General features: G+C 71.9%; 11 protein-coding genes. 4 read left to right on the top strand and 7 right to left on the bottom strand.

The features are described from left to right. Positions 1-540 (bottom strand): acyltransferase, encoded by a 540-nt coding sequence (locus ABZ738_RS11790; RefSeq protein WP_131052501.1) that lies wholly within the window; start codon positions 538-540, stop codon positions 1-3. A 112-nt stretch (positions 541-652) separates the two neighbouring features. Further along, complete coding sequence (locus tag ABZ738_RS11785; RefSeq protein WP_357212611.1) at positions 653-1,876, bottom strand: glycosyltransferase family 4 protein; 1,224 nt, start codon at positions 1,874-1,876, stop codon at positions 653-655. 171 nt (positions 1,877-2,047) lie between these two features. On the opposite strand from ABZ738_RS11785, the gene ABZ738_RS11780 reads away from it, so the two are divergent. After that, positions 2,048-2,776, top strand: a complete 729-nt coding sequence (locus tag ABZ738_RS11780; RefSeq protein ID WP_131052499.1) for a NeuD/PglB/VioB family sugar acetyltransferase — start codon at positions 2,048-2,050, stop codon at positions 2,774-2,776. On the opposite strand, the gene wecB is transcribed toward ABZ738_RS11780, so the two are convergent. Together wecB and ABZ738_RS11770 are read right to left on the bottom strand one after the other, a co-directional pair. Next, a complete protein-coding gene (gene wecB, locus ABZ738_RS11775) occupies positions 2,705-3,835 on the bottom strand; it encodes a UDP-N-acetylglucosamine 2-epimerase (non-hydrolyzing) (RefSeq protein ID WP_236145662.1) in 1,131 nt (376 codons plus the stop codon). The genes ABZ738_RS11780 and wecB overlap by 72 nt on opposite strands. Positions 3,836-3,888: 53 nt before the next feature. Further along, entirely contained in the window at positions 3,889-5,130 is a 1,242-nt protein-coding gene (locus ABZ738_RS11770) for a glycosyltransferase (RefSeq protein WP_131052497.1), read from the bottom strand. 179 nt (positions 5,131-5,309) lie between these two features. On the opposite strand from ABZ738_RS11770, the gene gmd reads away from it, so the two are divergent. The 3 genes from gmd to ABZ738_RS11755 are packed head-to-tail and all read left to right on the top strand — an operon-like array spanning position 5,310 to position 8,634. Beyond that, positions 5,310-6,323: a GDP-mannose 4,6-dehydratase gene (gene gmd, locus ABZ738_RS11765; protein WP_131052496.1), complete on the top strand. Its 1,014-nt coding sequence runs from the start codon at positions 5,310-5,312 to the stop codon at positions 6,321-6,323. Then, entirely contained in the window at positions 6,320-7,522 is a 1,203-nt protein-coding gene (locus tag ABZ738_RS11760) for a glycosyltransferase (protein ID WP_357212608.1), read from the top strand. The genes gmd and ABZ738_RS11760 overlap by 4 nt, the downstream gene beginning before the upstream one ends. After that, positions 7,519-8,634 carry a DegT/DnrJ/EryC1/StrS family aminotransferase gene (locus ABZ738_RS11755; protein ID WP_131052494.1) on the top strand — a complete coding sequence of 372 codons (1,116 nt, stop codon included), beginning with the start codon at positions 7,519-7,521 and terminating at the stop codon, positions 8,632-8,634. The genes ABZ738_RS11760 and ABZ738_RS11755 overlap by 4 nt, the downstream gene beginning before the upstream one ends. A 33-nt stretch (positions 8,635-8,667) precedes the next feature. On the opposite strand, the gene ABZ738_RS11750 is transcribed toward ABZ738_RS11755, so the two are convergent. The 3 genes from ABZ738_RS11750 to ABZ738_RS11740 are packed head-to-tail and all read right to left on the bottom strand — an operon-like array spanning position 8,668 to position 12,379. Continuing rightward, the gene (locus ABZ738_RS11750; protein WP_176093208.1) at positions 8,668-9,849 is read right to left on the bottom strand and encodes a polysaccharide pyruvyl transferase family protein; all 1,182 of its coding nucleotides are present in this window, start codon (positions 9,847-9,849) and stop codon (positions 8,668-8,670) included. Next, on the bottom strand, positions 9,846-11,111 hold the full coding sequence (locus ABZ738_RS11745) for a hypothetical protein (protein ID WP_357212605.1): 1,266 nt from the start codon (positions 11,109-11,111) through the stop codon (positions 9,846-9,848). The genes ABZ738_RS11750 and ABZ738_RS11745 overlap by 4 nt, the downstream gene beginning before the upstream one ends. Further along, on the bottom strand, positions 11,108-12,379 hold the full coding sequence (locus tag ABZ738_RS11740) for a hypothetical protein (protein WP_357212603.1): 1,272 nt from the start codon (positions 12,377-12,379) through the stop codon (positions 11,108-11,110). Before ABZ738_RS11740 ends, ABZ738_RS11745 begins: the two co-directional genes overlap by 4 nt. Between the last annotated feature and the right edge of the window lie 9 nt (positions 12,380-12,388).

Below are 12,388 nucleotides of genomic sequence, written 5' to 3'. Positions count from 1 at the left end.
TCAGACCGTGGTCACCCCGTAGATCCGCTTCATCGCCTCGTGTTTGGCGGGCACCGGCAGGTGGCCGATCCCCAACGACTTGGCCTGCAACCGCGCGAGGTACTCGTCGGTCGTCCGCAGCGGTCGCGCCGGCACCCCGGCGGCCACGGTGTTGTCCGGGATGTCCCGGGTGACGATCGAGCCCGCCCCGATCACGCACCGGTTGCCGATGGTGACCCCCGCGAGGATCATCGACCGCATCCCGATGTAGACGTCGTCGCCGATCACGATCGGCGCGGTCCAGTCGAGGTCCGGGTGCTCCTTGCGGAGGATCAGCGTGCCGCCGTCGTGCGTGACGAACTGCACCTCGGAGGTGATGAAGACGTTGTCGCCGATGGTGATCAGCCAGGGCTCCGAGCCGAACATCGCCCGGCTGATCCCATAGAACCGGACCCGGCCGGTCAGGTTCACCCCGAGGGAACGGGCGAACGCCTCCGGGTCACGGGTGGCGGCGAGATGGTCCCGCACCCGCTGGACCAGCGTACGAACGCGACGAGACACCTGACGTCCTCACCTGACGAAGTACGCGGCGACGGGCGGGCGCGCCCGCACCGCCGGACACCCTCTTAACGAGCCGGACCGGGTACGGGTGACGGACCCGGCGACTCGACAATCAGCGGCAGAACCGACGGGCGTGCTCCAGCACGTGGAGTTCCCGGTTCTGCCGCCGCCAGAGCCGGTACTGCCGCGCGGCGAGCCGTTTCGCCTCGGCACGAGCGGCCACCGGCCGGGCGGCGAGCCGATCGAGCACGGCGCTGAACGCGGCCGGTGTCGCGGGGCGTACCACCGCTCCCCCGGCCTCGGCGATCAGCGCGCTGAACGGCGTCTCGTCGGAGCAGATCACCGGGCAGCCGGCGGCCAGACTCTCGACGATCACGTGACCGTAGTTCTCGCCCAGCGTCGGGAAGAGGAACGCGTCGTACCGGCCGAAGGTGTCCAGCACCTGCGCCGCCGGGAGTTCGCCCCGGTAGGCGACCCGGACGTGTCCGGGCATCGACTCGACGATCCCGCGACACCGTGCCCAGTACTCTTCGTCCTCCACCGGCCCGAAGATGTCGAACTCGATCGGCCGGGTCGTACCGGCCACCGCCTCCAGCGCGGTGACCAGGTTCTTCATCGGCGAGATCCGGCCGACGAAGACCAGTCGCAGCGGCCCCTCGCGCGGCTCGGCGGGTGGGGCGGGATCCTCCGGCACGGCGCACTCGTTGCCGTTGACCATCACCTGGGCCCACGGCACGGCCGCCCGGATCTGCTCCTCCTCCCGCCGGCTGCACGCCTGCCAGCGCACGTCGAGCCGACGCAGCAGCGGCGCCCACACCGACAGGAAGAGTCGCTTCTTGCGCGACCTGATGTCGAGGGCGGCCGGCGCCAGTTCACCGCGCGGCGCGAGCAGGATCGCCCCGGCGCGCAGCACGCCCGAGGCGACCGCGAGGATCGACACCACCGAGAACGCCGACCAGAGGCTGTTGAGATAGAGCAGGTCGACCGGCCGGGAGCGGACGTGCCGCAGCAGCCGGGCCCAGTGCCGGAGGGCGAACGGGTCGAGGTAGAACACGGCGGCGCGGGCGTCGCGGTGCAGCAGCCGCCCGGACAGCCCCGGGTAGGACACCGGTGAGCGCAGGTCGCGGTCCCGGGTGACCAGGGTGACGTCGATCCCCTCCGGCAGGGTGTCCAGGATGTACCGCAGGGAGCGGATCGGCCCGCCGCCCCGGAAACCGGGCTCGAACACACCGGCGGTCGCGACGACCCGGTAGCCCGCCGCCTCGACGGCGGACCGCGACGCCGACCGGGGCATGCCGGCGACGTCGGGCGGACGGGTCCTCACCAGCTTGGTCACTGTGTGGCTCACCTTCAGAGAGCGGATGCCGTCACCGCAGGCCGCAGCCGCGCCGTCCGGTCCGAAGTGGACCCTGGGGCCGGATGCCGGCACGGCCGTCACCATCGACGCGCCGGGACGGTTCAGATGGCGGAGAGCGACCGGCGTTCTCCGCGGGCGAGGGAGCCACGGGTGACGACCGACGTAGTGATCGTAGGAGTCGGCGGGATGGGCCGTGAGGTATATCGGGTAATTTGTCTACTCAACACGCCGGTGTCCGACTCGCCGCGATGGCGGGTGCTCGGATTCGTCGACGACTACCCCACCGAGCCCGACGTGGCCCTGGTGCACCGTCTCGGGGTGCCCTTCCTCGGCCCGACCCGCCGGTTGGGCGAACTTCCGACCCGGACACGGGTGGCGCTCGGCGTCGGCCGACCACGGCTGCGCCGGGAGACCGCCGAGGCCATCGCCCACCACGGGCTGACCGCCGCCACGGTGATCCACCCGGATGCCGAGATCGGCACGGACTGCGTGGTCGGCGAGGGACTGTTCGCGGCCGGCGGCGCGCGCGTGACGACCAACGTCGTCCTCGGCCGACACGTCCATCTCAACCAGAACTGCACGGTGGGGCACGACGCGGTGCTGGGCGACTACGTCTCGGTCAACCCGCTGGCCGCCGTCTCCGGCCACTGTCGCCTCGCCGAGGGCGTGATGGTCGGCACCACCGCCGCCGTCCTGCCCCGGCTGACGGTCGGCCGGGACGCCGTCGTCGGAGCCGGGGCCTGCGTGACCCGCGACGTCCCGGCCGGTGTCGTGGTCACCGGCGTACCGGCCCGGCCGACGCCGTCCTCAGTGCCGGATGCCCGCCCAGTCGTGATGGCGGCGCACGGTCGACAGGAGGAAGTCGACCACCCGGCGTGAGGTGTCCGGGACCTGGTAGTCCAGCGGACACCCGGCGGCACCGGCGGCGGCCTGCGCCACCACGACGCGAACCGCCTCCACCACCCCGGCCGGGTCCAGACCGGTCATCACGATCGCCCCGGTGTCCAGCGCCTCCGGACGCTCGATGGACTCGCGCAGGGTCACCGCCGGGAAGCCGAGGATCGCCGACTCCTCGCTGACCGTGCCGCTGTCCGAGAGCGTGCACCGGGCGTGCCGTTGCAGGGTGACGTAGTCGAAGAAGCCGAACGGCTCGTGGAAGGCGATCGACTCCAGCCGCGTACCGTCCACGGCGAGGGACTCCAGCCGCTTGCGGGTGCGTGGATGGGTGGAGACCAGCAACGGCAGGCCCCACTCGTCGCGGACGGCGCAGAGGCAGTCCAGCAGTCGTCGGAGCCGGTCCGGGTGGTCGACGTTCTCCTCCCGGTGGGCGCTGACCACGACGTAGCCGCCGGGCTCCAGGTCGAGCCGTGCCAGCACGGTGGAGGCGTCGATCTGCGGCCGGTAGTGATCGAGCACCTCGCGCATGGGCGAACCGGTGTGCAGGATGCGCCGGGGGTGCAGACCCTCGGCGAGCAGGTTGCGCCGGGCGTGCTCGGAGTAGACCAGGTTGAAGTCGGCGACGTGGTCGACCATCCGCCGGTTGGTCTCCTCCGGCACGTTCAGGTCGAAGCAGCGGTTGCCGGCCTCCATGTGGTAGACCGGCACCTTCATCCGCCGGGCCATCAGCGCCGAGATCGCACTGTTGGTGTCACCGAGCACCAGCAGCGCGTCCGGACGCGTCTCGGCGATCGCGGCCTCGGTGCCGACCAGGACCGCACCGAGCAGACTGCCGAGCGAACTGGTGTCCGCCCGCAGGAACCGGTCCGGTGCGCGGACACCCAGCTCGGTGAAGAAGATGTCGGAAAGGGCCGGGTCCCAGTTCTGTCCCGTGTGCACCAACGTGTGCTCCACGGTCCGGTCCAGCGCGTCGATCACCCGGGCCAACCGGATGATCTCCGGCCTGGTCCCGACAACGGTCATCACCCGGGTCACGGGCATCTCCTCACAGCGGTTTGCAGATGAACGGTGCGGTGGGCGGCAGGGCCACCGGCTCAGGACGTACGCCCCTGCGGGGGCACCCGGTACGCCGGGTCACGGATCACGTGCCGCGCCTGGTCGAGCACGCTGACCCGGGTCAGGCTCGCCCGCCAGCGCCGGTACGCCGCCCCGGCGGCCACCCGGGCCGCGTACCGCTGCTCCGGCGCGGCGGTGGCGACCTGCGTGACCAGGGCACCCAGGGCCGACGGGGTCAGTTCGGTCAGCACCAGCCCGCCGCCGTCACGCAGCACGGCGGTCCAGGGGGTGCGGTCGGAGCAGACCACCGGGCAGTACGCCGACAGGCTCTCCGCGATGGCGTTGCCGAAGTTCTCGCCCCGGGTCGGCAGCACGAACGCCTCGTACCGGGAGAAGGTCTCTCTGACGTGGTCGGGATGCAGCTCCCCGCGATAGGAGACGGTGGCCGTTTCGGGCAGGGCCGCGATCAGCTCCTGGCAGCGCCGCCAGTACCCCGGGTCCTCCACCGGACCGTAGACGTCCAGCCGGACCGGCACCGGCACGTGGGCGAGCGCGCGGAGCACCAGGTCGAGGTTCTTCATCGGGGAGATCCGTCCGATGAAGACCAGCCGCGCCCGCGCGGTCGGCGGCAGCGCGACCGGTTCCGGCTCCGGTTCGGGGCCGCTGGCGACGGCGACCACCCCGATCCGGGCCCGGGGCAGCACCCGCCGGATGTCGGCGGCCTCGGCCGGAGTGGTGGCGTGCCACAGCACCCGCGGCTGCCCGAGCATCCACCGCCAGCCGGCCAGGAAGATCCGCTTGCGCAGGCCGTGCAGCCGCAGCGCGGCCGACCCGAACTCGCCCCGGGGGGCCACCAGCACGCGCCGCACCCGCAGCAGGCCGAGCCGGGCCGCGACGATGGGCAGGATGGAGAAGGTCGACCAGACGCTGTTCACGTAGAGCAGGTCGAACCGGACCGTGCGCAACGCGCGCCAGAGCTGTCGCCAGTGCGCCGGACGGCGTACTCCGAGGTAGAAGATGTTGGTGCGGCCGAATCGCGCCCACCGGCCGGAGAGACCGGGATAGGGGTCGGGCGAACCGAGGTCGTGGTCGCGGGTCAACATCGTCGTCTCGATGTCGTCGCTGGCCTTGGCGAGCACGTCCGAAATCGAGCGTACGGGGCCGCCGGCCCGCCATCCGGGAACGAAGTACTCCGCCGTGACGAGAACACGGAACTGTTTCTCGTCGTATTCCGAGAGTTCTTCCCGGAATTGCGACACGGGGGTGGTGTCGTTGACCATCTTCAGCTCCTCGCCGGCGCACGGGACTGCTTGGCCCAACGATCGAACGCTTTAGCGGTGACTGCCGAAGGGCGGCAGGCGACACCTTCCGAACAGTATGCGTAAACACGAAATCCAGACCCCGAAAAACGCTATAAAAGCCAGGCGACCACACCGCCGACACAGCACTAGGGGACTTAATGTCACGAGTGGCACTCATATCCGGTATCACCGGGCAGGACGGCAGTTACCTGACCGAGTTCCTGCTCGACAAGGGATACACGGTGCACGGGATCAAACGGCGCTCGTCGTCGTTCAACACCGATCGGCTCGACCGCATCGACGTGCACCCGCGCAACTCGGACGCCCGCTTGTTCCTGCACTACGGTGACCTCACCGACCCGGCCACGCTGACCTCGCTGATCCGCGACGTCCGGCCGGACGAGATCTACAACCTCGGCGCGCAGAGCCACGTCCGGGTCTCCTTCGACATCCCCGGCTACACGGCCGACGTCACCGCGCTCGGCGCCCTGCACATGCTGGAGGCCGTCCGCGCCGCCGGCATCGACTGCCGCTACTACCAGGCGTCCTCCTCGGAGATGTTCGGCTCGACGCCGCCCCCGCAGCGCGAGGAGACACCGTTCCACCCGCGCAGTCCGTACGCGTGCGCCAAGGTCTACGCGTACTGGTCGGCGGTGAACTACCGCGAGTCGTGGGACATGTTCTGCGTCAACGGCATCCTGTTCAACCACGAGAGCCCCCGGCGCGGCGAGAACTTCGTCACCCGCAAGGTCACCCGAGCGGTCGCCCGCATCGAGGCGGGCCTTCAGGACCGGCTCTACCTGGGCAACCTCGACGCGGTACGGGACTGGGGCTACGCCCCGGAGTACGTCGAGGCGATGTGGCTGGCCCTGCAACAGGACAGCCCGGACGACTACGTGGTCGCCACCGGCGAGGGACACACCGTCCGCCAGTTCGTCGAGGCGGCCTTCGACCAGGTGGGCCTGGACTGGGAGCAGTACGTCGAGATCGACCCGGCCTACTACCGGCCCGCCGAGGTCGACGCCCTGATCGGCGACTACGGCAAGGCCCGCCGCCGCCTCGGCTGGGCACCCAAGACCCTCTTCGGGGATTTGGTGCGGGTGATGGTCGACGCCGACCGTCAACTGCTCGAGGACGAACGGATGGGACGTCTGGTGCGGGTGGACCGATGAGGGTCACCGTCGAGGCCACCCCGATCCGGCCCGGCCACGCGGCCGGTGTCGAGGCGTTCGCGTACGGCCTGCTGGCCGGGATGGCCGCCGACGACTCCTGCGACCTGCGGGTCACCGTCCTGCGCGGCACCCTGGACCAGTGGCGCGGGCACCTGCCCACCGACCGGATCGACTGGACCGAGGTGGCCCAGCCGCTGCGGTCGGACAACCCGGCCGGACAGTTGCTGCGGCGCTGGACCCCGACTCGGGTCCGCAACTCGGTGACCGTCCGGCGGACGGTCAACCTGCTGCGTCAGCGCTCCGAACCGCCGTCGTCGGGCGCGGACGTGACGTTGTACCCGTTCCACTGTGCGCCCACCGGGTCCGGCAGGTCGGTGGTCGTCCTGCACGACCTGCGGCACCTGCACGCCGACTTCCACTCCCCCGGGTACGCGGCCGTGGTCCGCGAGAACGTGGCGAGGGCCAGCGCCATCGTGGTGACCTGGCCGCACCCGTACCGGCAGGCGCTGCGCCTGTTCCCGGAGGCGGCGCAGCGCACCGTGCTCATCCCGACGCCCACCTTCCAGCCCGCGCCGGAGCGCGCGAGCGCCCGACCCGAACCGGGCCTGCTCATCTATCCGTCGTCGACCGCGACGCACAAGAACCACGCGACGCTGCTGGAGGCGATGGCACTGCTGCCGGAGTACCGCCTGGTCTGTCCGGGGCCGCTCGTCGAGCCCGAGGCTAGTCGGCTGCTCGCGCGGGCCGCCCAGCCGGACCTGCGCGGCCGGGTGTCCTTCCCCGGCTTCGTCAGCCTGGACGACCTCAACGCGCTCTACGCCCGCGCCGACGCGGTGGTGGTGCCCTCGCTCTGGGAGGCGGCCAGCGGGACGATGCTGGAGGCGTTCAGTTGGGGGCTGCCGGTGGCCTGTGCCGACGCCGAACCGCTGCTGGCCCAACTGGAGTTCACCGGGGCGCAGGCGGCGGTGTTCCGGGCCACCGACCCGACCTCGCTGGCCGACGCGGTCCGCCGGCTGTCGGACGACCGCGCGCACTACGCCGCCGCGTCCCGCCGGGCCGACGGTCGGCTCGCCACCCGCACCTGGGCGGCCACCGGCCGCGACTACCTGGACGTGCTGCGCTGGGCGGCGGACGGGCAGCCCGGCCCGGTGCCCCGGTCCGCGTTCGCCACCGCCCTCGATCCGGAGGTGGTGTCGTGAGCGCGCCGGAGCGCTTCCCGGTCGCCCGGCCCAGCATCACCGAGTTGGAGGAGCGCTACGTCGTCGACGCGATCCGGAGCGGCTGGATCTCGTCGCACGGCCCCTACCTGCGGGAGTTCGAGGAACGCTTCGCGCGCCGCTGCGGCGTGGACGCCGCCGTCTCCACCGGCAACGGCACGGTGGCCCTGCACCTCGCGCTCGCCGCCGCCGGCATCGGGCCGGGCGACGAGGTGATCGTCCCGGCACTGACCTACGTGGCGACGGCGAACGCGGTCGCGTACTGCGGTGCCCGCGCGGTCTGCGTGGACGTGCTGCCACAGAGCTGGTGCGTCGACCCGGCCGCCGTCCGCGCGGCGATCGGCCCGCGTACCCGGGCGGTCATCGCCGTCGACCTGTACGGCCACCCGGCCGACTACCCCGCTCTGCGCGATCTCTGCCACCGGCACGGGCTGCTCCTGGTCGCCGACGCGGCCGAGTCGTTCGGCGCCACGCTCGACGGGCATCCCACCGGGTCGCTGGCCGATGTCACCACGTTCTCGTTCTTCGGCAACAAGGTGATCACCTCGGGCGAGGGCGGCTGCGTGACCACCTCCGACGACGCCCTGGCCGACCGGATGCGTCTGCTGCGCAACCAGGGGATGGACCCGCACCGCCGCTACTACTTCCCGGTGCTGGGCTACAACTACCGGATGACCAACCTGAGCGCGGCGTTGCTCTGCGCCCAGCTCGACCGGGCCGACGAGATCATCGCCCGGCGCGACCGGGTGATCACCGGCTACGAGGAGCAGTTGGCCGACGAGCCGGCGCTGACCCGCCAACCGGTGCTGCCCGGGGTACGCCGGGGGGCGTGGATGGCCGCGTTCCTGGTCGGTGCCGAGGGCGACGCCACGTCGCGGGACGCGCTGGCCCGCGCGCTCGACCGGCGCGGAGTCGAGACCCGACCCTTCTTCGTGCCGATCCCCGAGTTGCCCGCGCACCACGATCCGGCGGCGGACTGCCCGGTGACCACCGACCTCAGCCGTCGGGGCATCAACCTGCCCACCCACGCGGAACTGGGCGAGGCGGAGGTCAAGACGGTGGTGGAGCGGGTCCGCGCCGCCCTGGCCGACTGAGCGCCCGGGTCCGGCCGGGACGATCGGCGCAGGCTACCGCGAGCCGGCGCCGATCGTGCTCCGGACCGTACGACCGAGACGCCGGTAGATGTTGACCGCCGTGCCGGAGGTCTGGAACCTGAGCCTGTCCCCGGTGCTCAACATCGCGCGGGTGCCGGGCACCCGCCCGGCGAACGCCCGCCGCAACCACGGTCCGACCACCTCGGCCGCCCGTGGCACCGCGTCCGGGTCGACGGCGGGCGGCAGCACCCGGTCGTAGATCCGCAGCCCGTCGAAGGGACGGTCGAAGAAGGCCGCCGTCTTCGGCGCGTACGAGATGGGCAGGATCGGCACGTCCAGGGCTGCCCAGAGCGCGCTCGAATGCAGCTTCATCGAGACGGCGACCGTGCACTCGGCCATCGCGGCGGCGAAGTCGAGCAGGTCCACGCCCTCGTACGGCAGCACCGTCGCGTCTGCGCCGGCCAGGTGCCGGCGCACCTGTTCGGTGAAGGTCACGTCGGGTCCCCCGGTCCCCGCCTCCAGGACGAAGAGGCGCACCGCGTCGACGCCGTACCGCTCGGCGACCCGGGCCACGTGGCGGGCGGTGACGGTCACGTCCAGCCCCGGCCACCGTCGCAGCGCCACACCCAGCACCTTCGGGCGGTCGGGCGCGGCCGCGGGGCGTACCCCCAACCCGTCCAGGAAGGTCCGGTCGACGAAGTCCCGGCAGCGCCGGGCCCGCCACCCCAGCCGCTGCTCCGCCAGGGTCACCGAGTCGCCGTCGCGCAGATAGCACTCGTCGAACGGGGAACCGAGTGCCCGCAGCCGGTGTTCCCAGTCCGCGCTGAGCGGGCCGAGTCCGAGTCCGACGGCGAGCACCGGCACCGCCGGCAGGTGTCGGGGCAGGAAACTCAGCCACCGGTAGGGGGTGTGCGGATGGTGGCTGGTCTGGAGCAGACCACCGCCGCCGAACAGCACCGCGTGGCAGCCCTGGAAGCTCAGTTCGCTGCGGCGGGAACCGGGCAGGTCCCGTCCCGGACGCACCGGTCGCGGGCGCAGTGCGGCACCGAGCCGGGCCGAGATCGCCGTCCAGTCGATGGGGCGACCGAAGCTGAGATATCGCACCTCGGTCTCCTCGTCCACCTCGCCGGCGGCGGCCACCGCGGCGATCAGGATCAGGTCGTCACCGAAGTTGCCGGCCTCACCGAGGCAGACCAGTCCGACTGTACGGGTCACCGCACAACTCCCTTCCGCCCGCCCAGCCGCAGATAGCTGGACCACCAGCACACGGCGCTGACCAGGGCGAGTACGGCCAGGGCGCCGGCTGCGCCACCGGCTCCGAACAGGACACCACCGGCGACGATCGTCGCGATCCGCAGCGGTCCGAGGACCACACCGATCGCCAACGCGCGCCCACCGGCGTGGGCCACCCGGTGCCCGGCGAAGGCGACGAGGGCGATGGGGGCCAGCAACGCCTCGACGGAGAGCAGCGGCAGCAGCGGACGGGCCGCGTGCCAGTTGTCGCCCAGCACGGCCCGCCCGATGTCGTCCGGCAACAGGCACACCATCAGCACCAGCGGGAGCATCACGCCGACGGTCAGCGCGACGACCGAACCGGCCACCCGCAGCCGGGCCCGTCCCGTCTCCGGACGTGTCTGGGCCAGGTACGGCACGATCAGCGAGGAGAGCGTCGTCATCAGCAGGGTGACCGGCCCGAAGACCGTCCGGGCCGCGCCGAGGGCGCCGACCACCGCCACCCCCGCCGTGGCGGCCAGCGCGCTCAGAGCCAGTTGCGCCGAACCGGTGGTGACCAGGAACTGCGCGGCGAAGGAGGCGGCCACGCGGGTGCCGCGACGGTCGAGCCCCCAGCCGGGCACCACGTCGTACCGCAGCCGCAGGGCGACCACGACGCCGATGACGGCACCGGAGAACGCCCAGCAGACGAAGATCATGAACGGCGGCACCGAGGCGACCACGGCCGCCCCGACGGCCAGCGCGGTGCAGCCCAGCCAGACACCTTCCTGGGCCAGCGCGACCCGGGTACCGCCGACACCGATGCTGATCGCCTTGACGTAGTCGTAGACCACCAGTCCCGGCAGAGCCAGGCCGGTGACGGTGAGGTAGTCGGCGCCGACCACCACTCCGGTGGCAGCGGTGAGCAACCCGGCCAGTACGGCGACGGCACCTGCCCGACGCGTCCCCCGCGTGATCTCGTGCCGTGCCGGCCCGGTCCGCGCGGCCAGCACCGCCTCGGTGACCGCCGTCCGCACCAGGCCGATGACGAGTACGTAGATCGAGAAGGCCAGGGCGAACTGCCCCAGTCTCGACAGCGACTCACCGCGCGCGACGGACACCGACACCATCAGGTTGCCCACGCTGGACAGCCCGTTCACCGACAGCGCCACCACCGTGCGCCGGACGAACGCCCGCCGCCCGCCCGCCCGGGTGATCCCACTCCCGGCCGGCGGGCCGGGCCGCGACGCCGCGCGGGTCGTCACGTCGGGAGCCGGGTACGCGGCGTTCGCGCCGACGTCGGCGTCCGGTCCCGGGTCAGCCGCAGGAGCAGCAGCACCGGCAGCGCGGCGACGGAGAACTGGACGAACGAGATCATCGACTCCGGATAGACCTTCGACCACATCAGTGGACTGGCCACCACGAAACCGAAGAGCGCGAGACGGATCGGTCCGGGTGGGCCACCGGCCCGCAGCAGCAGGACCCCGACGAGCGCCCAACCGGTGTAGAACACCACCACACCCCACGGACCGTCGAGGAAGTAGATCGTGCCGAGCGCGAGGAAGGTGTACGCGGACGTCGACGTCCCACCGAGATACTCGTTGATCCGCGCGCCGGTCGACAGGGCCGGCCGGTCCGGGTCGAGTGCCCGAGGCAGCAGTCCGTACCGCACGATCTCGGACGGGCCGGGACGCTCGATGTCGACCGGCACGTCGTACTCGCTCGCGCGGGTCACCTGCAGGTCGAACCGGAGCCGGTCGGCGGAGGTGACCTCCTCGTCGACCGCCACGCCACCGTCGGTCCGGATCTCGTTGCGGGCGGCGTACATCGTCGGCCAGATCAGGAACAGCGCGACGACAGCGATCACCACGAAACGGGTGTGCAGCAACCCGCAGAGCGCCGCCAGCGCCACCACGAAGGTCAGGTAGCCCATCAGGGGAGCGGTCAACGCGGTGGTCACCGCCACCACCACCTGGGTGCCGATGAGACAGGTCGCCCAGCGCAGGCAGGCCAGTCGACCAGCCTGTCCGGCGAGCAGGCTCGCGACCAGCAGGGCGAAGGCGAGGTACCGCCAGCCCATGAACAGGGAGCTGAGCATGGCCGCCGGGGACGAAGCCACCTCACCGGTGAGTTGGCTGAAGATCGTGCCACGACCGGCCCAGACGCCGACGAGGTCGGCGGAGACGCTGCCCAGCGTCACCGCCCGGGCGATCGTGAACAGGCGGGGGTGACCGGCACTGGCCCGGTTCAGGCCGCGTTGCCACTCGCCGCGCCGGCCCACCCGCCGCAGGAAGGCCAGTTCGACGAGCAGGCACCCCGGCAATGCCAGGGCCAGCAGCATGACGATGAAGCCGAGGTCCGGATTGCCGTTGAGCACCGCCATCGGGACGACGAGCACGGCGTACGGGGCCACCACCATCGTGCTCACCGGGAAGAGTTGCAGGAGCCAGTTCAGCCGGGGCAGCTTGCGGCGACGGCCGCGCAGGGGCCTCGTCGGGTCCGTCGCCGGAGTCGGGGGTCGGTCCTCGGCCACGCGGTACGA

Source organism: Micromonospora sp. NPDC047793 (assembly GCF_040642635.1).
Lineage (GTDB): Bacteria > Actinomycetota > Actinomycetes > Mycobacteriales > Micromonosporaceae > Micromonospora.
Note: the sequence above shows the minus strand (reverse complement) of the source record. Positions and strands in the feature narration are given on the sequence as shown.